General features: G+C 72.1%; 19 protein-coding genes and 1 tRNA gene. 4 read left to right on the top strand and 16 right to left on the bottom strand.

The features are described 5' to 3' along the window. Positions 1-49 precede the first annotated feature (49 nt). The 4 genes from ACFV1J_RS06155 to ACFV1J_RS06140 form a co-directional block, all read right to left on the bottom strand. A tRNA-Ser gene (locus ACFV1J_RS06155) sits at positions 50-136 on the bottom strand. Between the two features lie 189 nt (positions 137-325). Continuing rightward, positions 326-862, bottom strand: coding sequence for a tRNA adenosine(34) deaminase TadA (gene tadA / locus ACFV1J_RS06150; RefSeq protein ID WP_385856060.1), 537 nt, complete (start codon positions 860-862; stop codon positions 326-328). Positions 863-1073: 211 nt separating this feature from the next. Further along, entirely contained in the window at positions 1074-1604 is a 531-nt protein-coding gene (locus ACFV1J_RS06145) for a hypothetical protein (protein ID WP_385856420.1), read from the bottom strand. 210 nt (positions 1605-1814) lie between these two features. After that, a complete protein-coding gene (locus ACFV1J_RS06140) occupies positions 1815-2261 on the bottom strand; it encodes a hypothetical protein (protein WP_385856438.1) in 447 nt (148 codons plus the stop codon). Positions 2262-2436: 175 nt separating this feature from the next. Between ACFV1J_RS06140 and upp the strand changes: the two genes are divergently transcribed. Beyond that, positions 2437-3072, top strand: a complete 636-nt coding sequence (gene upp, locus ACFV1J_RS06135; protein ID WP_030814562.1) for a uracil phosphoribosyltransferase — start codon at positions 2437-2439, stop codon at positions 3070-3072. A 188-nt stretch (positions 3073-3260) separates the two neighbouring features. On the opposite strand, the gene ACFV1J_RS06130 is transcribed toward upp, so the two are convergent. From ACFV1J_RS06130 to ACFV1J_RS06120, 3 genes are all read right to left on the bottom strand, one after another. Then, entirely contained in the window at positions 3261-3908 is a 648-nt protein-coding gene (locus tag ACFV1J_RS06130) for a LytR C-terminal domain-containing protein (protein WP_385856059.1), read from the bottom strand. Between the two features lie 375 nt (positions 3909-4283). Further along, complete coding sequence (locus tag ACFV1J_RS06125) at positions 4284-4580, bottom strand: type II toxin-antitoxin system VapB family antitoxin (protein WP_030084955.1); 297 nt, start codon at positions 4578-4580, stop codon at positions 4284-4286. A gap of 362 nt (positions 4581-4942) precedes the next feature. Beyond that, a complete protein-coding gene (locus tag ACFV1J_RS06120; protein WP_385856058.1) occupies positions 4943-5542 on the bottom strand; it encodes a DUF4232 domain-containing protein in 600 nt (199 codons plus the stop codon). Positions 5543-5975: 433 nt separating this feature from the next. On the opposite strand from ACFV1J_RS06120, the gene ACFV1J_RS06115 reads away from it, so the two are divergent. Continuing rightward, complete coding sequence (locus ACFV1J_RS06115) at positions 5976-8093, top strand: nitrilase-related carbon-nitrogen hydrolase (RefSeq protein ID WP_385856057.1); 2118 nt, start codon at positions 5976-5978, stop codon at positions 8091-8093. 528 nt (positions 8094-8621) lie between these two features. On the opposite strand, the gene ACFV1J_RS06110 is transcribed toward ACFV1J_RS06115, so the two are convergent. From ACFV1J_RS06110 to ACFV1J_RS06085, 6 genes are all read right to left on the bottom strand, one after another. After that, the gene (locus ACFV1J_RS06110; protein WP_385856056.1) at positions 8622-9398 is read right to left on the bottom strand and encodes an RNA polymerase sigma factor; all 777 of its coding nucleotides are present in this window, start codon (positions 9396-9398) and stop codon (positions 8622-8624) included. Between the two features lie 34 nt (positions 9399-9432). After that, the gene (locus ACFV1J_RS06105; protein ID WP_385856055.1) at positions 9433-10065 is read right to left on the bottom strand and encodes an LPXTG cell wall anchor domain-containing protein; all 633 of its coding nucleotides are present in this window, start codon (positions 10063-10065) and stop codon (positions 9433-9435) included. Positions 10066-10286: 221 nt separating this feature from the next. After that, entirely contained in the window at positions 10287-11342 is a 1056-nt protein-coding gene (locus ACFV1J_RS06100; protein ID WP_385856054.1) for an NAD(P)-dependent alcohol dehydrogenase, read from the bottom strand. Between the two features lie 268 nt (positions 11343-11610). Then, positions 11611-11907, bottom strand: coding sequence for a hypothetical protein (locus tag ACFV1J_RS06095; RefSeq protein ID WP_385856053.1), 297 nt, complete (start codon positions 11905-11907; stop codon positions 11611-11613). Between the two features lie 518 nt (positions 11908-12425). Continuing rightward, positions 12426-12632, bottom strand: coding sequence for a ferredoxin (locus ACFV1J_RS06090; RefSeq protein ID WP_385856052.1), 207 nt, complete (start codon positions 12630-12632; stop codon positions 12426-12428). Positions 12633-12924: 292 nt separating this feature from the next. After that, the gene (locus ACFV1J_RS06085) at positions 12925-14376 is read right to left on the bottom strand and encodes a cytochrome P450 (protein WP_385856050.1); all 1452 of its coding nucleotides are present in this window, start codon (positions 14374-14376) and stop codon (positions 12925-12927) included. Positions 14377-15172: 796 nt separating this feature from the next. Here ACFV1J_RS06085 and ACFV1J_RS06080 point away from each other — a divergent pair. Further along, a complete protein-coding gene (locus tag ACFV1J_RS06080; protein ID WP_385856048.1) occupies positions 15173-15670 on the top strand; it encodes a MarR family winged helix-turn-helix transcriptional regulator in 498 nt (165 codons plus the stop codon). 555 nt (positions 15671-16225) lie between these two features. On the opposite strand, the gene ACFV1J_RS06075 is transcribed toward ACFV1J_RS06080, so the two are convergent. The 3 genes from ACFV1J_RS06075 to ACFV1J_RS06065 all read right to left on the bottom strand — a co-directional run bounded on the left by ACFV1J_RS06075 (position 16226) and on the right by ACFV1J_RS06065 (position 19033). Then, positions 16226-17407, bottom strand: a complete 1182-nt coding sequence (locus ACFV1J_RS06075; RefSeq protein ID WP_385856047.1) for an SPFH domain-containing protein — start codon at positions 17405-17407, stop codon at positions 16226-16228. A 10-nt stretch (positions 17408-17417) separates the two neighbouring features. Then, positions 17418-17669, bottom strand: a complete 252-nt coding sequence (locus tag ACFV1J_RS06070; protein ID WP_360957627.1) for a hypothetical protein — start codon at positions 17667-17669, stop codon at positions 17418-17420. A gap of 506 nt (positions 17670-18175) precedes the next feature. Continuing rightward, on the bottom strand, positions 18176-19033 hold the full coding sequence (locus tag ACFV1J_RS06065) for a methyltransferase domain-containing protein (RefSeq protein ID WP_385856046.1): 858 nt from the start codon (positions 19031-19033) through the stop codon (positions 18176-18178). A gap of 30 nt (positions 19034-19063) precedes the next feature. Between ACFV1J_RS06065 and ACFV1J_RS06060 the strand changes: the two genes are divergently transcribed. Further along, positions 19064-21100, top strand: a complete 2037-nt coding sequence (locus ACFV1J_RS06060; RefSeq protein ID WP_385856045.1) for a PLP-dependent aminotransferase family protein — start codon at positions 19064-19066, stop codon at positions 21098-21100. The last annotated feature ends 210 nt before the right edge of the window (positions 21101-21310 follow it).

Raw genomic sequence — 21310 nt, 5'->3', positions numbered from 1 at the left:
ACATGACGAAGGCCCCGATCCGGAGAGGATCGGGGCCTTTGCCCTTGAGCGGTAGCGGTGGGATTTGAACCCACGGAGGAGTTGCCCCCTCACGCGCTTTCGAGGCGCGCTCCTTCGGCCGCTCGGACACGCTACCGAGAGAGAGCTTAGCCCACGGGGGGCCGTGCACCGAAATCGGATTCCCGGGGGCGGGACGAATGCGGCGAGGGCCAGGCGGGCACCCGGCCCCGCCGCTGGTCGGCAACCGGTTCCTCCCTGGTCGGCAACCGGTTCGTCCCTGGTCGGCAACGGGTTCCGCGCTGGTCGGCGGCGGGTTCGTCGCCGGTCAGCGGTCGCGGAAGAACGTGGTGAGCAGGGCCGCGCAGTCCGTTTCGAGGACGCCGGTGATGACCTCGGGGCGGTGGTTGAGACGTCGGTCACGTACCACGTCCCAGAGCGAGCCGGCCGCGCCGGCCTTGGCGTCGCGGGCGCCGTAGACGACCCGGTCGACCCGGGAGAGCACGAGCGCGCCCGCGCACATCGTGCAGGGTTCGAGGGTGACGACGAGGGTGCAGCCGGTCAGTCGCCATTCCCCGACTTCGCGGGCCGCCGCGCGCAGTGCGAGGACCTCGGCGTGCGCGGTCGGGTCGCCGGTGGCCTCGCGTTCGTTGTGGCCGGTGCCGAGGACGGTGCCGTCCGCGGACAGCACGACGGCGCCCACCGGGACATCGCCGGTCCCGGGGGCGCGGGCGGCCTCGTCCAGCGCCAGCCGCATCGGCGCGATCCAGGGATCGCGCAACGGGTCGGGCTGCGGGTCGGGCAGCGGAGCGGGCGCCGGGGGAGGCGGGACGTCGGGCAGCGGGCCGGAACGGGGGGCGCTCATGCCACCCAGTGTCCGTGACCGGGGCGGACGCCGGTGACCGGGCCGGGGCCGGGTGGCAGCGACTGCCGCCCCACCGGGCCCCGGACGCCTCCTCAGGACTACACGGGCTTCACGCCGGGATTCACACCGTGCCTCACACCGGGCTTCACGCCGGGCTTCCCCGGTGGCCCGGCCGGTGCGGTCCGGGCCACCGGACGTACTGGAGGCCCCGCTACCGCACGGCCTCCAGTACGTCCGTGCAGCCCAGGGCGTCGGCGATCTCCGAGAGGGCGTCGCCGTCGAGGGCCAGCAGCTGCTTCTCGTCGACGCCGAGGTCGTCCAGGAGACCGGCGTCGCCGAGCGGGCCGGCCGGGGCCGGGGTGCCGGTCTCGGTGTCCACCTCGGTCTCCGCGTCCTGAGCTCCGGGTTCGCCGTCCTCCGTCCCGTCCAGGTCGAGGCTGTCGAGGTCGTCCTCGATGGTGTCGTCCCGGCCGAGCAGTTCGTCGGTCAGCAATGACCCGTACGAGCTGCGGGCCGCGACGGCGGCGTTCGAGACGAAGATCCGGGGGTCGTCGTCGCCGTCCACCCGGACCACGCCGAACCAGGCGTCCTCCTGCTCCAGCAAGGCCACCACCGTGTCATCGTCGACCGCTGCCTCTCGGGCCAGATCGGCCAGATCGGTCAGCGTCTCCACATTGTCGAGCTCCGTATCGCTCGCTTCCCACCCGTCTTCGGTGCGCGCGAGCAGTGCGGCGAAGTACACCGTGACTCTCCCACTGGTCATAGGCGTGCCGGGCCGGGGCGGGGCGGCGTGCACGCCGGTGGTCCCGCCCCTTCGGAATCGTGGCAGAAACAACGCGTTCGCGCGGGGTCTTCGACGCTGCGTCGTGCGGAGGTTGTGAGAGATGTCGCTCACGTGCCGCAGCATTACGGGGCCCCGGGGCCTGTTCCGCTCTCAGCGGAATGCCCTCGACTACCAGCGGAAAGAGCGCATCCGCATGGCCTGGCGCATCCGCTCGGCGCGCACCCGGCGCGGCTGGACGCGGTTGCGGAGCTCCTTCGCCTCGTGCAGTTCACGCAGGAACTGCGCCCGTCGCCGTCGGCGCGCCGCCTCGCTCTGGGGGTCGGGGGCGGGGCTTTCCGGGTCGGGGGCGGGGTGGGCGCCGGTGTCGCCTCCGGTGTCGCCTCCAGTGCCGGCGCCGTCGAACGAGGCGTCGTCCGGCGCGGCTTCCCGGGCGGGGTGAGGTCCGGCTTCCCGGCCGGACTTCCGGACGCCGGGCCGGGCATTGCCGGCGTGGTCGGTGTTGCCGGCGGCGCGGATGTTGTCAGCATCGTGGGCGTCGTGGGCGTCGCGGATGTTGTCGGCGTCGTGCGTGTCGTTGGTGCTGTTGGTGTCGTCGGTCCACTGGGGGTTGGGCACGCTGCACACCACCTCGGCGAGGACTGCGCCCGAGGACGGGACGGACGATCGGGCGTACGTGCCCACTTTCCCCCGATCTGGTCGGGTGATGCCAGCCGGGCCGCGCCCTCGTGGCCGGTGGTCGGGCGGTGCACGGCGGGCACCGGGGCCCGCCGGCTCGGTTACTGTCGATGTCATGCGGATCCACGTCGTCGACCACCCGCTGGTGGCGCACAAACTCACCACTCTGCGCGACAAGCGCACCGACTCCCCCACCTTCCGGCGGCTCGCCGACGAGCTGGTCACCCTGCTCGCCTACGAGGCCACCCGGGACGTGCGCACCGAACAGGTCGACATCGAGACGCCGGTGACGGCGACCACCGGCGTGCGGCTCTCGCACCCGCGGCCCATGGTCGTCCCGATCCTGCGGGCCGGTCTGGGCATGCTGGACGGCATGGTGCGGCTGCTGCCCACCGCCGAGGTCGGCTTCATGGGCATGGTCCGCAACGAGGAGACCTACGAGGCGCACACCTATGCCACGCGGATGCCCGACGACCTGTCGGGCCGGCAGGTGTACGTCGTCGACCCGATGCTGGCCACCGGCGGCACGCTGGTCGCGGCGATCCAGGAGCTGATCAAGCGCGGTGCGGACGACGTCACCGCGATCTGCCTGCTGGCCGCGCCGGAGGGCGTCGCGGTGATGGAGAAGGCGCTGGCCGGTACGCCGGTGACGGTGGTCACCGCGGCGGTCGACGAGCGGCTGAACGACGACCGCTACATCGTGCCGGGCCTCGGCGACGCGGGCGACCGGATGTACGGCACCGCGGGCTGACCCCCTCCCCTTTCGAGCTTTCGGGCTTTTCGGTTTTTCGAGCAGTGCTTGCCGTGGAGCGCCTTTCGAGCGGCGCTTGCCGCCCAGCGCCTTTAGAGGGGCGCTTTCCGAGCAGTGATCGGGCCCCGCACCACCCGGTGGTGCGGGGCCCGATCGCGTGGCCGCCGGGCTGTGCGGCCTTCGTACGGTCAGCAGGTGGCGTCGTGGGCCGGTTCCCGGGCCGGGTGGTTCAGTACGGCCAGGGACTTGGCGGCGGCCTGCGGCGTGGCGAGGTTCTTGAAGGCGTCGCCGATGATCAGGTCGAGATCGGCGCCCTTGCGGCCGTCGGTCTTCTGCTCGGCGCCGGCGAGCTGGGTGGCGAGCACCTTCAGCGGGCCGTCGGTCGCCGCCTTGGGGCCGAGCAGTATCCCGGCGCCCTTGACCTTCTTGTCGTAGGCGGCCGGGGCGTTGCCCACCTTCCCGATCTTGAAGCCGCGCTTCTTGAGCTCGTCGGCGGTGCGCTTGGCGAGGCCGGACCGCTGGGTGGCGTTGAAGACGTTGACGGTGAGGGTGCCCGGGGCGGGCGGTTTCTGCGCGGCGGGCGTGGCCCGCACCGCGGTCTTCCGGCCGCCGTCCGGGCAGTGCTTCTTGTCCGGGGCGGCCTGCGCCGTACGGGCCCCACCCCCGAAGACGTCGATGAGCTGCAGGGTGCCCCAGCCCACCAGGCCGAGGGCGCAGGCCGTGGCGAGGAGGGTGAGGACGATCCGGCGGCGGTGGCGGGGGCGGCGCATCCGCGGATACCTGTCGCCCTTGATGCGGTACTTCCCGCCCATGCCCGGGGGCGTCAGCATGCTCATGGGCGCAGCGTAGTGCGGGTGACAGGCCATGCCTACTAGATGATCAACGCGTGGCGTGAGACCCAACCCAAAAGGGTCAATTCGGGCAGGGTGGGTTGGGTGGGGACGTGTCCGCTCGGGCGGTAAGGGTGGGTTTTTGCTTGGGGGTAGGGGTGAGCCCGGCGGGCGTGAGCGCGGTGGGGTGGGTCCGGCAGGTGTGAGCGCGGCGGGGTGGGTCCGCCGGGGGTGAGCCCGGCGGGCGTGTGCACGGCAGGTGGGTACGGCGGGGGTGGGCCGGCCGTGGCGCGGACGTGTATGGGGTGGCCGCGGTGCGGACGTGCAAGGTGGCCGGGCTGGCGCGCGGCCCGGTGGCAGTGGTGGGGTGCTGGTGGCCCGTCAGCCCAGTTCGAGGACGCGGGCGTGCAGCACCTGGCGCTGCTGGAGCGCGGCGCGCACCGCGCGGTGCAGACCGTCCTCCAGGTACAGATCGCCCTCCCACTTCACGACGTGCGCGAAGAGGTCGCCGTAGAACGTCGAGTCCTCGGCGAGCAGCGTCTCCAGGTCGAGCTGCTGCTTGGTGGTCACCAACTGGTCGAGGCGTACCGGGCGCGGGGCGACATCCGCCCACTGGCGGGTGCTCTCCCGGCCGTGGTCGGGGTACGGCCGCCCATTTCCGATGCGCTTGAAGATCACACGGAAAGCCTACCGGGCGAGCGGCACCGGGCGCAGCCATCCCGCAGCGGTGGAAAGGTGATCTTTGCCGAAAACCGGGACCGAATCCGCCGATGACCTGGTCCGGGTCCGGGCGTTCCCGGCAGGCGCATGGCCGGAAGTCGATGTCTTCCGCGGCAGGCGCCCGCCCGGAAGCCCGTGCCTGTGTCGCCATCCCCGTGGAGGCGCCGCGTGGAAGTCCGTGCCCGTGTCGCCACTCTCGTGAAGGCGCCGCACGGGAGTCCGTGCCCGTGTCGCCCCCGGAAGTGGCCCGCCTCGAAGTCCGTGCCCGTGCTTCCCCCCCCGGGAGGCGCCCGCCCGGGAGTCGAGGGGCCGGCCCCGCGTCACCAGCGCAGGGCGGCCGCCAGGCTGGGCTGCCAGTACGTGACGCGGGCGGCGTGCGGATCGACCCGGGCCGGGGCACGGTCGTCCAGGCCGACCTGGATGGGGCCGGCGTGGGCGGCCAGCGCGACCCCGAACTGCGAGACCTTCCGCCCGCGGCCGCCCGTACCGGTGGTGATCACGGCGTAGGCCGTCGCATTGGGCGCGAGGGTGGTGACGGAGCCCGGCCGGCTGCGTGCGATCACCGGTACGGCCGGCCGGCGGCCCTCGCCGAAGGTCAGCAGCGGATGGTGCGGAGTGGCGAAGTCGCAAGGCCGGTCCGCGTAGTTGGTGACCGTCAGCAGCATCCGGCGGGCCCGGTGCGGCAGCGCCCCGGCGTGGAAGCGGAGCATCTCCGGCGTGCAGACGACCCGGCCGCCCGGGCTGCGGGGCGGGCCGCCGTTCGTCACGGTCGGCGAGGCGGGGGCCGGGGAGACGGCGGTGGCCGGGTCGTCGGGCCGGTTGGCGGCGGTGCCGTGGCAGGCGGTGACCGGCGCGAGGACGGCGGTGACGGTCAGCGCCGCGGTGAGGGCCCGGCGGGCGGTGGTGAAGAGCGTCGGCATGAGGGCTCCCGGACGATGGCGTGTACCTGACCTTCCGCGCCGCCGCTGCCGATCGACTAACGCGCGGCTAATGCCCACGGGCGAGGAACGAGGGGCGGGGGGAACGAGGGGCGGGGGGATGCGGGGCGGTGGAATGCGGCTCCGAGGCACGCGGCCGGAGGGGATGTGGTTCCGAGGCGCGCGGACCGGGCGAATGACGGCTGGGCGGATGAGAGCCGAGCGACGAACGACGGTCGACCGAACGACGGTTGGGCGGATGAGGGCCTGCCGTGCGCCGTACCGACGTACGTGGACCTGACGAAAGTCGGGGGTCGTTCCTGCCGAACGGCGGCGGTTCCGGGGCCCCGCGCTCCCTAGCGTCGGCCGAAACTTCGGCCACGACCCGACGGCCACGAGCTGACGGCAACGACCCCACGGCCACGACCCCACGGCAATGACCCCACAGGCAACAACCCCACGGCGAAGGGAAACCGGCATGCCGCAGCTGACGACAACGACACGGCTCCGAGGCGGTGCAGGACCGGGAGGAACAGCAAGAGCGGCAAGAGCAGGAGGAACGGCAAGAGCAAGAGCGGCAAGAGCGGCAAGAGCGGCACGGCGGGCGGCGCGCGGGCGCCCGCCCGGCCCGGGGCGCCCGCCCGGCCTGGGGCGCCCGCCGGGCCTGGGCCACCCAACCGGCCCGCGGCGCCCACCCGGTCCGCAGGGCCCGCCCGCCCCCGGGCAGGCCGGGCGCTCCGGGCAGCGGCCCGGCGGCCGCTGGCTCTGGTGGGCGGGCGTCGGCCTTCTGATCCTCGCCGTACACAGCAACTGGCATGTGGCGCTCGCCGCCTGGCTGTTCCCCGTCTTCCTGCTGCGCTACGCCCGGCTGCGGCCCGCCCGGCGCGGACTGCTGCGCGTCGGATATGCGCTGGGACTGGGTCAGTTGGTGTGGTTGCTGTCGACGGGCCTGGTGTTCGTACCGTCCGCACTGGGCGCGTTCGCGGTGCTCGCGCTCCTCCAGACATCGGCGTTCGCCGCCGACCGGCTGGTCGCCGCCCGCACCCCCTCCGCGGCCGGCACCCTGGTCTTCCCCACGGTCCTGGTCTGCGGCGAGTACCTCTTCACCCGTCTCGTCGACTTCGGCGACTACGGCCTGCTCGGCTTCACCCAGCACGGCTTCCTCCCGCTGCTCCAACTCGCCTCCGTCACCGGCGTCTACGGCATCAGCTTCGTCCTCGCCTGGACCGCCTCGACGGCCCACTGGGCGTGGCAGCGCGGCTTCCACGGGCGGGAGATCCGGCGTGGCGCACTGGTGTGGGCCGCGGTGCTCGCCGTCGTCCTGGCCGCCGGCGGCGTACGGCTGCTCTTCTTCCCGCCGACGACGAAGACCGTACGCATCGCGGGCATCAGCGCCGGCCGCGCCGCGGAACGGGCCACCGAGCGGGCGATGCGCGCCGGCGGCCTGCAGCCGTACCGGCCGCGGCAACTGGTCCGGGCCGCCCCCGAACGGGTCCGCGCGGCGCTGGCCCCGGTTGCCGACGACCTGGTGGCGAGCACCGAACGGGAGGCACGGGCCGGGGCCCGCATCGTGGTGTGGCCGGAGACCCAGGCCGGGGTCCTCGCGGCCGACGAGCGGCGGCTGCTCGGCCGGATCGCCGCGATCGCCCGGACCCACCACGTCCATGTCGACGCCGCCTACGAACTCTTCGTCCCGCAGGCCCCTTACGTACGGAACGTCGCCGCACTGGTCACCCCGGACGGCAAGGTCGCCTGGACGTACGACAAGACCCACCCCACCCCCATGGAGCGGATGCGGCCCGGCAAGGGGGACGTACCGGTCGCCGCCTCGCCGTACGGGCGGCTGGCGAACGTGATCTGCTACGACGCCGACTTCCCCGCCCTGATGCGGCAGGCGGCCGACAAGGAAGCCGCCCTGGTCATGGTGCCGGCCAACGACTGGCCCGGCTTCGACGCGCTGCACGCCCAGCGGGCCGTCCTCCGGTCCGTCGAATACGGCTACGCCATGATCCGGCAGTCCGTGCACGGCGTCGCCACCGCCGTCGACCACCAGGGCCGCGTCCGCTCCACGGCGGACTACTTCACCGCGGACCGGCAGACCCTCGTCGCCCAACTGCCCGTTCAGCCGCGCACCGAGACGGTCTACGGCGCGGTCGGCGATGTGTTCACCCTGCTCTGCGTGGTCGGCACGCTGCTCGTGGTGGCGCTGGGAGTGGCCGGCGGGCGGGCCGTACCGCTGCTCCGCGGCGGCTCCGGAGGCTCGGTGCGCGGCGCCCCGGACGGCTCGCCGTCCGGCCCCGGCGAGGCGGCGGGCCCGGACGTCCTGCCCGGGGTGGTGATGCCTGGTGACGCACCGTCGGGGGCGCCACTGCCCGGGAAAGTACGGCTGGGGGAGGGGTACGCGGAGGGCCCGCCCGGCGACGGCCCGTCCGGCCGGCCGGTGGGCGGCCCGGGGAGCGACGGCGACGGCGTCGGGCCGACCGGCCGCGGCGGCTTCGCGGGGGCCGGCCGGTCGGACGGTCCCGGGGACGCACCGGGAGCGGCCACGAGATAACCGAAGACGACGGCCACGACCGCGACGGCCGCGGCCAACGGCAGCCCGAAGCGGCGCAACCAGGCGGGACGCCCCCCGAATTGACGCCCCCAGAACTGACGCCCCCCGAATTGACGCCGCCAGAACTGACGCAGCCACGAGGGGAGGGGGAGGGGCCGGTGCCGGGGCCGGTGCTGGGGCCGTATCGGGTCGGCCGGCCGCCGTGCCGGGTACGACTGCGGTCCCGGCGGCGCGGCCGGCCGCAGATCCCGCACGTCGATGCTCTCCGCACGCGCCGCGAAGGCCCGCCGCAACCGCTCCTCCACCGGCCGTACGTCCGCGGGCGGTGCCTTCTCCGCGTTCCCGGGCCGTGCCTTCTCCGCGTCCCCGAGCCCGGCCTTCTCCTTGTTCATGACCGCACCTCGTTCATGACCGATCCCTCGTCCACGACCGACGCCTCGTCCATGACCGCCACCTCGTTCATGACCGCCCCCTCGCTCATGACCGCACCTCGTTCATGACCACACCTCGTCATGACCGACCCCTCGTTCATGATCGTCCCGCCAAGATCTTCTCCAGGGAGTCCAGCGCCCGGCTGGCGATCGACTTCACCGCACCGCGGCTGATCCCCAGCGTGGCCGCGATCTGAGCCTCCGTCAGGTCGCCCCAGTAACGCAGCACGAGCACCTCCCGGCGGCGCGCGGTCAGTCCGCTCAGCGCGGCGAACACCTCGCGGTGCTCCTCGTCCAGCACGATCCGCTCCTCGGCGGACGGCGCGTCCGCCTCGTAGGGCGGGGTGTAGTCACGCGCGGTACGCCGGCGCCGCAGCACCGAACGGGCGGCGTTCACGACCGCGGTACGCAGATAGGCCAGCGCATTGTCGACATCCGTGAGCCGCTCGCCGTGCCGCTTGTAGAGCGCGGTGAACGCGTCCTGGACGACGTCCTCCGCGGTTGCCCGGTCGTCGACCAACAGCACCGCCAGCCGCACCATGGCGAGCCGCTGCGCGTGGTAGAGCTCGCTGATGGTGGGAGGGGATTCGGGCGGCGGGGGCGCGGAGGCGTCGCGAGGGGAATGGGGTGCGCTGTGGTGGGGCGTGCTGGGGTGGAGTGTGTCCTGGTGGGGCGTGTGGTGGTGGGGCGTGTCGTGGTGGGTGGCGGGCGGCCGGATGGTGTGCAGCAGCCCTCGCACTCCCACGGGCAGTGCCCGCCCCTCGCGCGCGGGCAGCGGCCATCGTGCGGGCAACAGCGACCGCCACCGGGCACGCCGGAGCCCCGGCACGGCGAACCGGGCCGGGGCGGGGCAGGCGGCTGCGGAGTACTCCATGGGCGTACGTACCGGGGCGGGCGGCGCGGACTGCTCAGCCGCGCCGGCGGCGGACCGCGTAGACGCCGGTGCCGCCCGCGGCGATCAGCGCGGCCGCTATGCCGCCGATCGCCGCGGTGGTGCCGGACGAGGCGCCGGTACGCGCGAGTTGCTTACCGCCCTCGGCGGGCGCGGACGATGGAACGGCGCTCGGCCTGGCGCTCGGCGTAGAGGTGGGCGGCAGGCTGGGGCTGGGCGCCGCCGTGGTCGGCCGGGGCCCCGGCCGGGTGGGCGAGGCGGACGGCTCCGGGTGGGAGGAGGAAGAGGAGGAAGGCGGCGCGGTCGGCTCCGGACGGGCGGACGTGGGCACGGCGGTCGGTTCGTGGCCGGGCGTGGTGGGCCGGGCACTCGGGACCGCGGACGCGCCGGCGGCCGGCGAACGTTCCGCGGCGTACGCCGACCCGGCGGCCACCACCGGGACGGCAAGCACCGGTACGACGGCCAGCGCGAGCGCCGCGACGAGTCCGCCGCGGGCACGGGCCGCCCGCTTGGCGGGGGAGGGGCCGTGCCCCGTGGTGGTGCACGAGGCGTGGCCCGGGCTGGCGTTTGTGTGGTCGGTGTGGTCGGTGTGGGCCGTGGTGGGGAACGGGGTGTGCTTCAGGGTCACGGTCGGCTGCTCCACGTTCATGCGTCGAAGGGCGGCGCCGATTGGCGCCCTCACCCCTGACGACGCCCGGCGGACACGGGGGTTGCCGCACGCACCCGGATTTCTTCCGCGTACCTCAGATTCCCGCAGACGGCCGGGGGCCGACGGCCGATGGTCCACGCCCCCTGCCCCCTGCCCCCTGCCCCCTGGCCCACGGCCCCCGCCGCACGTGCCGTACGTGCCGCACGTGCGCGCTTGCCGCCTCAGATCGTCGACGCGTCGATCACGAACCGGTACCGCACATCGCTCGCCAGCACCCGCTCGTACGCCTCATTGATCTGGTCCGCGCTGATCACCTCGATGTCCGCGCCCAGCCCGTGCTCACCACAGAAGTCCAGCATCTCCTGCGTCTCCGGGATGCCACCGATCATCGACCCGGCGAGCGACTTCCGCCCCGGGATCAGCGCGAACGGCGCGACCGGCAGCGGGTGTTCCGGCGCACCGACCTGGACCAGGGTGCCGTCGGTGCGCAGCAGCCCGAGGTACGCGTTCAGGTCCAGGTTCGCCGAGACGGTGTTGACGATCAGGTCGAAGGTGCCCGCGAGCTGCTCGAACGTGGCCGGGTCGGAGGTCGCGTAATAGTGGTCCGCGCCCAGCCGCAGGCCGTCGTCCTTCTTGCGCAGCGACTGGCTCAGCACGGTGACCTCCGCGCCCATCGCATGCGCGATCTTCACGCCCATGTGCCCGAGGCCGCCCAGACCGACCACGGCCACCTTCTTGCCGGGACCGGCCTTCCAGTGGGCGAGCGGGGAGTAGAGGGTGATGCCGGCGCAGAGCAGCGGAGCGGCGGCGTCCAGGGGGAGGGAGTCGGGGATGCGCAGCGCGTAGTTCTCGTCCACCACGAGGTGCGTCGAGTAACCGCCGTATGTGGGCTCGCCGTCCCGGCCGGTCGCGGCATACGTACCGACGTTGCCGAGCTCACCGGTGCAGTACTGCTGCAGGCCCGCGCGGCAGTTGTCGCACTCGCGGCAGGAATCGACGAAACAGCCGACGCCGACCCGGTCACCCGTCCGGTAACGGGTGACCTCGGCGCCGACCTCGGCCACCACGCCGGCGATCTCATGACCGGGGACGATCGGGAAGTTCCCGCCGTCGCCCCACTCGGCGCGCACGGTGTGGATGTCGGAGTGGCAGATGCCGGCGTACTTGATCTCGATCAGGATGTCGTGGGCCCCCAGCTCGCGGCGCGGAATCGTGGTCCGCTCCAGCGGTGCTTTCGGGGCGGGTGCGGCGTACGCAGAGACAGAGGTGTGGGTCATGCCCACGAGAATGCGTGGTTCCGCTTTCCCTGACCAGTGCACCGTTCAACATATGCACAGCAGGCCTAGTACTGGCGGAACCACCTTGCGGCGGGGCTTTGGGGGGAGGAGCTGGGGGGCTGGTCGGAGGGAGGCCCCCAGCGGGACCTCGAGCAGCAGCCCAAGCAGCACCTCAAGTGGGACCCCAAGCGGGACCCCATGCAGCCCCCCAAGCAGCACCCCAAGTGGGACCTGACGGAGGTCCTCAGACAGGACCCCAAGCCGGCTCTCAGGAGAAGACGACCGACCGGACCTTCAGACGCTCGGAGGCATGGCCGCCGTTCGGCCGGAGGCTGAAGTAGTCACCCGTGCAGTCGGCGCCGGCGAAGACCGTTGCCGTGGAGGCGGTGTAGTTCCTCGGCGTGTGCGCGGGCGGAACGGCCGGGTCGGCGACCTCGGGCAGCGTGATGCACTCCAGGCTGGGCGGATCGGCCAGTAGCCCCACGCGCGGCTCACCGGCCGCGTCGTCGTAGACGTAGCTGAACGGCCCGGTCGCCGCCCCGGCCGCCGACGCCGGCAATGCCACGGCGAGCGCAAGCGCCCCGAGAGCCGTGGCAGCGGCAGTGACGGTACGCCGAAGCCGCACGGCCCGACGCCCGGCCCCCTTCTCGGCCCGGCTCACGGTTCCCCTCTCGGACAGACCAACGGACGGGCGGCCTACGGGCGGGCGGCGTACGGACAGGCGGCCTACGGGCGGGCGGCCTGCGGGCAGGCGGCCTGCGGACGGGCGGCCTGCGGACATGCCTGCGGACACGCCTTCGGACACGCTCTCGGACAGATGCATGGGCAGCTTCCTTCCCTCTTCTCCCGCAGGGGCTCGACACCCCTCGCGCGGAATGCGAGCTGCCCATACGCACGCCCGACGATGTGCCCGTCACACGAAGGAGTGCTGCCGAATCGATCCAGCGGGTGCAACTCCGTACGAAGCGGAGGCACGCCGAGCGGTGCGTACCCGAAGCCGTGCGTCCCCGACGCGACGGCGTCCCGACGCGCTGGGCCCCGAAGCTGTGGCGCACCGAAGAGGTGGTGCCCCGAAGCCGTGGGCTACACCCGCTCGACCTGCTCCACGGTGATCGCGGCCGCCGGGCAGATCGCCGCGGCCTCCCGTACCGCGTCATGCAGCTCGGCCGGCGGCGCCGCATCCAGCAGCTCGACGATGCCGTCCTCCTCCCGCTGGTCGAACACCTCGGGCGCGGACAGCACACAGCTCCCGGCCCCACAGCACTTCTCCTGATCAATGTGGACGCGCATGACTCTCTCTCCTCAGTGATGACAAAAACGGTGGTGCACCTGCACCAGCGGCAGGCCAAACGGAAGGATCGAAGGCCGGATAAAAGGCCGGATAAACAGCCGGGGCGAAGGCCGGGCGAGGACCGGAGCGACGTACGGGCTCAGCGCGCCAGCCGAGGCCCAACTGGGCCCCCAAGGCCCAGCCGACCACCCGAGGCCCAACTGGCCACCCAAAGCCCAACTGGCCCCCCAAGGCCCAACTAGCCCCCTAAGGCCAGCCGGCCCGGCCAGACATGGGAGCGCCCCGGCTCACTCACCACGCGACCGGCAGCGCATACACCCCGTAAACCCCCATGTCATGCCGGAAGCGGACCTCCTCGAAGGGAACGTCGAGCCGCAGCTCCGGCAGCCGGCGAAGCAACGTCTCCAGGGCGATCTGCAACTCCACCCTGGCAAGCGGCTGCCCCAGGCACTGATGAACGCCGAAACCGAACGCGACATGACGACGGGCGTCCCTGCCGACATCGAGAACGTCCCCGCCGGGGAAGACGTCCTCGTCCCGGTTGGCACTGTTGAGCGTGCACAGCACGCCCTCGCCGGCACGGATGGTGACGCCACCGACGGTGACGTCCTCGGTGGCGATCCGCGGCAGACCGTTGTGGACGATCGTCAGATAGCGCAGCAGCTCCTCCACGGCGCCCTTGATCAGCGACGGATCCGTACGCAGCCGGGCCATCTGGCCGGGGTTACGGAGCAGCGCGAGCGTGGAGAGGGCCGTCATGTTGGCGGTCGTCTCATGGCCGGCGACCAGCAACAGCCGCCCTATGGAGGCGATTTCGTCATCATCGAGCTCGCCCCGGGCAACCAGCCGGCTGACAATGGCGTCGTCCGGCCGCTCCCGCTTGGCCCGGGCGAGCCGGACAAGGTACTCATGCAGTTCCTGCTGCGCCGTCCGGATCTCCTCGGGCCCGGACCGAAGGCTGAGCAGGATGCCGCTGCGCTTCTGGAAGAACTCATGGTCCTCGTACGGCACGCCCAGCAGCAGGCAGATCACCAACGAGGGCAACGGCAGCGCAAATTCGGCCACCAGGTCCGCCGCGGTCCGCCCGTCGGTCATCCGGTCGAGCAGCTCGTCCGCGATGCGCTGCACCTCGGGGCGCATCGCCTCGACCTTCTTGACCATGAAGTCAGCGGTGAGCATCCGGCGCAGCCGCGCGTGCTCGGGGTCGTCCTGGCGGATGAAGGTGGGTTTCTTGGTGACGATTTCCCGCCCACCAGCCGTGAGGAACGGAAACCCGGGCCGCGTCGCATCAGCACTGAACCTCGGGTCCCCGAGCACCGCCCGCACATCCTCATGCCGCGTGACCAGCCAACACGACGACCCGTCCCACAACGTCGCCCGCACCACCGGCTGCTCCCGCCGCGCCCTCTCCACCCCCGCCGGCGGATCAAACGGACACCCTTCCCCCCTCCCCACCGGCACCACCAGCCCACCCTCACTGACGCCACCACCGCCGCTCGCGTCACTGACGGTGCTGGAGGTCCTGGAGGCATGGAGGGTGCTGGCGATGCTGGAGGCGGTGCTGGAGGTGCTGGAGGTGCTGGAGGTGCGGAACGTGCTAGCGGTGCCGAGCATGCTGGTACTACGGCTGGTGCCAAGAGCGCCCGTGGTTTCGGTGTTCCCGGAGGTACCGACGTCCCCGGAGGTGCCGACGTTCCCGGCGCTCTGCTCCACGTCGATGGGTGTGGGTTCTACGGTCGTCATGCGGCTGGTCCTTCCACGATCGGGACACGGCACTGCCGTGACCAACGCTGCGGGGTGGCGCCACTCCTCGACGGGACGTTGCAGGCACGCGCACTGGCACAACTTCAGAACAGCACGCGGCACAACTACTTACCTAAGTTAAGCAACTAACCGTTCACACGCTAACCCAGCGCCAGCAAGCCACGGAAGGAAAGATCCGAGCCTCCCCAAGGTTGGCTCAAAACCAAGCCCAGCCAGGGACCGCCTCTCGCCCTGACCGCGGGGGCGGCTCTCTACCGGCCGCAGGGACGGCTCTCTACCGGCCGCAGGGGCGAACCGCTGCAGACGCCGCCAAAGGCGCCGAACTGTCATAGGAGGCAGGGAAGTTGCAGTAGCGCTGGACAAGTTGCAGCGACGTGGACAGGTTCGGGCGGCGCGGCGACCGGCACCGCTCGGGCTGCGCGGCCCCTACGGAATCAGGAACGAAAGCCAGGAGCCAGGAACGAAAGCCATGAGCCAGGAACGGAAACGAGTAGGAGATGGCGGGTAAAGGGTGACGAGTAGGAAACCTGGTGCGGCCCAGCTCGGCGATTCGGGACGAATCGGGTACGGGGTCGGCACGGCACGGATCGGGTACGAGACCGGCCACGAATCGGGTACGAGTCCGGTACGGATCGGGTGCGGGAGCCGGCACGGCTCGGGTGCGAGACCCGGTACGGCTGGGGTACGGGAACCGGTGTGGAAACAGGTACTGAGCAGGGCTGATCCTGGTATGCGGCAAGGGTTCCGGAATCCCAAGGGCCGCTAAAGTGCCTGCATGCCGGACCCCGGAATGGACCAGGACCCCACCGCCGCGCTGCAAAGGGTGCTGGCCACGCTGTCGTATCTGCTCACCCGTTCACGGGCGCACGAGCGCCAGGCGACTCAGGCGGGCGTGACGGCGGCCCGCTCCGACCTCTGGCTGTTGATGGCGCTGGAGGACAGCGGTGGCACGTGCCGGGTCGGCGATCTCGCCGAGCTGCTGATGGTCGAGCCGCCGCATGTCACGCGACAGATCAGCCAGTTGGAGGCGCAGGACCTGGTCGAACGTACCCAGGACTCGCTGGATCGGCGCGCTCGGAAGGTGGCCATCACCCCGCACGGCAAGGCCGTCCTCCAGCGTCTCCAGCAGACCAGTCAGGCCGGCCTGCGCGACGCTCTTGCCGACTTCGACGACTCCGACATCGCCGCCACCGTCGCCGTCCTGAACCACCTGGTCGGCTACGCCCGACACAAGCACGCCGAGGAGGAACGCCAGCGGCGCCGGGGAGCTTGAGGACGTAGCCCGAGGACGGTTGGTGGCGGGCGCAGGAAGGCGGGGGCGGGGTACGGGGCAGGTGGCTGGGGGCTGGGCGGGCCCGGGTGGGGTGGCGTTCGTAGACGGTGGCGGCGATGTCGGAGTCGTGGCGGTTCCGAGGGCAGGCTCTTGTGAGCTTGGGTAGCGCGGGACGTCGGCATTGGCGCGGGCGGGGTGCGGCACCCGGCCCTCGGCGATGTCGGTGAAGTGGGCCTCCTTCCCGGGTGGTTGGCCTCGCGTGTGCCTCCTTATTCCGGCAACGATTACGGAGAGTTGTTCGTTCCGGGGTGAGGGTCGCTCATTGTGATGGGTTTGGGAGTGGGCTGGGGCGGTGGCTCCCTGGTCGGGGCTGGGTGGGGTGAGCGCCCGGCCGTGGGACGGGTGCTGGCCCTGGGGCGCCGGCCACGGGGTTGCCCAACCTGGGGTCGGCGGCCCCACCAGCGGCGCCCCCCGGGTCGCCGACCCCGCGGGCACCACCCCCGAGGTCGCCGCCCCCGCAGCCGCCGCCCCCAAGCCGCCGCCCCCGGGCGGTGGCTATTCGATTTCCACGCGCCCGGACGGGTTGGGGTTGGACGGGGAGTTCGGGGTGGGAGTGGAGGTGGAGGTGGTGGAGGACTTGGTGGGGGACTGGTTGTCGGGGGTGCCGAGGTTGCGGCGGACCGAGTCGAGGATGGTGAGGCCCTGGCCGACGAGGCCGGCGGCGATTTCACCGAGGCCGTCGGTGCCGTTGAGGACGTTGACGTTGGCGTTGGACAGGCCCGCGGAGGCTTCCTTGACGATCTGGGGAAGCTGGTCGATGAGCATGCGGTCCAGGGCCACACGGTCGTACGAGGCGGCGGCCTCGGCCTGGATCTTCATGCGCTCGGCCTCGGCCGTGGCCAGGAGCTTGATGCGTTCCGCCTCGGCCTCGGCGGGCTTGACGACCTCGGCGACCAGTTCCTGCTGGCGGAGCCGGGCGCGGCGTTCGGCGAGTTCGGTCTGGGCGGCCAGGACCTCTTGCTGTGCGTGGGCCTGGGCGAGCGGGCCGGCCTGGGCCGCGCGGGCCTGGGCACGGTCCACCTCGGCGGAGTACTCGGCCTGGACGACCGCGGTCTGCCGGTTGTACTCGGCCTGATTACGGGCGGCCTCCTGCTGCGCCTCGACCGCGGCCTGGGTCGCCTGGGCCTGGGCGATCTGGGCCTGGCGCTGGATGGCGGCCTTGTGCGGGGCGGACATCGCCTCGATGTAGCCGGTGTCGCCGTCGTCGATGGACTGGATCTGCAGCGAGTCGACGATCAGACCGATCTTGGCCATTTCGGTCTTGGACGTCTCCAGGACCTCGGTGGCCAGCTTCTGGCGCTCGGTGACGATCTCCTCGACCGTCATCGAACCGATGATGGAACGCAGGTGGCCGGCGAAGATCCGGCCGGTCAGGACCGACATCTGATCCTGGTCGGACAGGAATCGCTGGCCGGCGTTGACCACGCTCTCGGTGTCGTTGCCGACCTTGAACGCGATCACGGCACGGACCGTGAGCGAAATGCCCTGCCGGGTCACACAGGTCTCGGCGACCTCTGCCTCGCACATCGCCAGGGTCAGGAAGCGGACCTTGCGGAAGACCGGCAGGACGAACTTGCCATGACCGGTCACCACCCGGAATGGCGCGCCGCCCTGTCCACGCCTGCCACCCGAGATCAGCATGGCTTGATCTGGGGCCGGAACGCGGTAACCGAACATCTTCGTCTCCTCAACCGGCGTTGCCGGCGTCGCCGGTCAACGCGTCCAACGGATCGGTCCACTCCATGACCTCGACCTGGCGATTGCCACGGGACTCGATCACGAGCACGGTTGCCCCTACTGGAAGGGGCTCGGCGGACCAGGCGAGAAAGGCCTCGGAGCCACCCCTGACCCGCACCAGAACCTCACCGGGACCGGCAGCCCCACGAGTGCCGATCAGTAGCACTCCCGTGCAGCCGATCACCGCGTCGTCCTGCACCATCGGCGGCTGCCCTCCCCCGTTACGTTCCTGGAAATCCGACATTAGCGCCCTCGAACCTGCGGGCCTATGGGGGGATGACGGCGAGTTGGGCCATCGGGCCGACCTCCGTTCGCCCGTTCTTGAGTCAGCTCGCTCTGTCAGGCCTTTCAGGTCTTTCGCGGTCCGTCGGCGGGGCGGTGGGGGAGGGCTGGAGGAGCCGTGGGGAGGGTCGGGAGGGCCTGTTGGAGGCGTAGGGGGTAGGGCGTGGGCGTGGGGCACTGGGGGTGTTCGACCGGTGGCGCTCAGTGCAGACGAGGGTGATCAGTGCAGCCGGGATGATGAGTGCGGACGGGGGTGCTCAGTGCAGACGGTGGGTGACGAGGTGGTGACCGGCACCCCGTCGTGGTGACCGGCACCCACCCCGCCGGCGTCCCCTCTCGGTCTTCCACGATTCTCGGTCTTCCACAGTGACTGGTGGGTCGGTCGTCGTGTTCCCGGCCAGGGCTGGGGGGACTCCGTGGCGGCGGTCATGGCTGGGGCTTGAGGGCTGTGGCCTTGAAGAAGGTGTAGTGGAAGGTGCCGTCGGGGTCGGTGGTGCGGTGGAGGTCGGTGATTCCGCGGTTCCAGGCGGCCGTCGTGGTGAGCCCGGCCGACAGCGCCTCGTCGCGTACCGATTCGATCATGGCGATGAAGGTCCTGCGGGTGAAGCCGTCCACCAGGGTGGGGCGGGACGCGTCGGCGTAGACGGTGCGGGGGCGCACCGTGATCGCGTCGAACCCCGCTTGGGTGAGCAGGGGGTGTAGTTCGCGGCCGATCAGGGCGTTGCCGCCGGCGGCGGACTGGAGGCGTACCTGGTGGTCGATCACCGCCTGCGCGTACGGGCTGGCCGGGTGGAAGAGCGCCGAGCCGTGGTCGCCCTCGATGGCGGTGAGGGTGCCGCCCGGCCGTAGGACGCGGCGTAGTTCGGCGAGCGCCTGCGCCGGGTTCTGGAGGTGTTCCAGGACGAAGCAGGTGAAGACGTGGTCGAAGGAGGCGTCGACGAAGGGGAGTTGGCGCAGGTCGGCGTGGTGCCAGGAGACGGGGGCGGCGGGGGCCTGGGCCGTGACCTGGGCGCGGGCCTGGTTGAGCGACTCCGCGGAGCGGTCGACGGCGACGATCTGGGCACCGGGGCTGCTCCGTACGAGGTGGACGGTCTGCGCGCCCACCCCGCAGCCGGCCTCCAGTACGCGGCTGCCTGGCTCGTAGGCCGTACCGGCGTGCAGGAGCGCGGCCAGGGTGTCGGCCTGGTCGCCGAGGCGGCGGGCTTCCTGGGGCGAATAGCCATGGATGTAGGGGGAGTTGGTGGAGGGGGTCTGGGTGGAGGGGGTGTGGTTCGTGGTGGACATGGGACACAGCGTGGCGCGGACAATGGATCGATGAACAGGTCCAAAGGCGGGACGGCTGAGGGGTCCATAAAGGCGGCGGGGACCTCTGATTTTCTTCAGCTGGACATCGGGGAGGCGCCGGCCGGGGGACGGGCGGACTGGCTGGCGCGGCGATTGCGGGAGGCGATCGCGGATGGCCGGCTGCCGGTCGGGAGCAGGTTGCCCGCGACCCGTGTGCTCGCCGCTGACCTGGGGGTTTCGCGGGGTGTGGTGACGGAGGCGTATCGGCGTCTGGGGGAGGACGGGCAGCTGGCGGGGCGGGGGAGGGGCGGGACGGTGGTGGTGGCTGCACCGGCGACGACGCTGGGGGGCGGTTCTTCGGTCAGTCGGGTGGCCACGCCGGGGGGTGGTCCCTCGGCCGGTCGGATGGCCATGTCTGGGGGATTGCCGGAGGGCGGGGCGGGCGTCGGGCCAGATGCCTTCCGGCCGGGCGTTGTTGGGCCGGATGTTTTCCGGCCGGACGTTGTCGGACCGGACATCCTCCGACCGGACGTTTTCGATGTAATGCGGGCGGCGCCGGCAAAGGTCGATCTGTCGCCGGGCGTACCGGATCTGGCCGCGTTTCCGCGGGCTGCCTGGTTGCGGGCCGAGCGGGAGGTGCTCGCCGGGTTGCCGGCCGCCGGGTTCGGTTACGGGGATCCGCGGGGCGCGCCGGCGCTGCGGCGGGCGGTTGCCGGCTGGCTGGCGCGTTACCGGGGGATCGCGGTGGACCCGGAGGAGGTGATCATCACCGCGGGTACGGCGCAGGCGCTCGGGCTGGTCGCGCAGGTGCTGCGGGGCGCGGGGATCCGGGAGGTCGCGGTGGAGGATCCGGGGTCGCTGGGGGCGCGGCAGCATCTGCGGTACTGGGGCGTGGCGACGCCGCCGGTGGGGGTGGACGAGGAGGGGGTGCGGGTCGGGGAGCTGCGTGCGAGCGGGGCGCGGGCAGTGCTGCTCACGCCGGCGCACCAGTTCCCCACCGGCGTGGTGCTGGGCGGTGCGCGCCGGCGGGAGCTGATGCGCTGGGCGGCGGAGGACGGCGGGCTGATCATCGAGGACGACTACGACGCCGAGCACCGCTACGACCGCCCCCCGGTGGCGGCATTGCGCTCGCTCCTTCCCGAGCAGGTCTGTTACGCGGGCAGCGTTTCCAAGCTGCTCGCGCCGGCGCTGCGGGTGGGCTGGCTGCTGGCGCCGCCGGCGTACCGGGAGGCGCTGGTCGACGCCCGGCGGTTCGCGGACCTCGGCAACGCCGTACTACCGCAGCTGGTGCTGGCGCGGCTGATGGAGACGGGTGAACTGGAGCGCCGGCTGCGGTGGGCGCGGCGGCGCCACCGTCAGCGCCGGGACGCAATGATCGCCGCGGTCCGGCGCCACCTGCCCGGCGCGACCGTGCACGGTGCCGCGGCGGGGCTCCACCTGACGCTCACGTTCGGGACGCCGGAATCATTCGGGGTGTCGGAATCATTCGGGGTGTCGGAACGGTTCGGGGTGTCGGACTTCCGGGCTACCTCATCCTTCGGAGCGCCGGATTTCCGGGCTCCCGCAGGTGCAGCCGATGCGGCCTGCGGGGCCGGTGGTGCCGACAGGGCTGGCATGCCCGGCAGGGTAGACGTGGCGATGGCTGGCCTGCCCGACGAAGCCGACGTGGCCATGGCCGGTGGGCCTGACGGTGTGCCGCGCGGGTCCGATTCGACCGGAGTGCTCGACGAGGCCGACGGGCCAGGTGCCGACGGGACAGGTGCAGCAGGCACCGAGGACCTGGCCGGTTGCGGCCGAGTCGGTCGAGTCGGCCGAGTTGGTCGAGTCGGTCGAGCCAACGTGGTCGACGTGGAGTGGGCAGCGGCTGCGCTTGAACGGGGCGTGAAGGTGCAGCCGTTGTCCTGGCACCGGCAGCGGCCGGGAGCGCCGGGGCTGGTGCTCGGCTATGCGGCGCGTACGGCAGGGGAGATCGCGGAGGGGGTGGCCACCCTGGGGGAGGTTCTGGGGGAGGCGCTGGGGGACGTGGCGGCGCTGGGTGGTGCGAGATGCACTCGGCGGACGCCTTGAAGTGCGATGCGCGGGGTGGAAACCCAACGCGCGGCGGACGCCTTGAGCGGATGCGTTAGGCACTTTGCGTGGACGCCTTGGGCGGAGGCCTTAGGCGCCTTGCGCGGGCGCCGTGGTGGGTGTCTTAAGGCCTCAAGGGCCGTGCCGCACTGGGCCGTGTTCCGCCGAGTTGCCTCGTTTCGCCTTGCCTCGCCGGGCCTGCCTCCCTAC

This window comes from Streptomyces sp. NPDC059649 (genome assembly GCF_042734445.1).
Taxonomy (GTDB): domain Bacteria; phylum Actinomycetota; class Actinomycetes; order Streptomycetales; family Streptomycetaceae; genus Streptomyces.
Note: the sequence above shows the minus strand (reverse complement) of the source record. Positions and strands in the feature narration are given on the sequence as shown.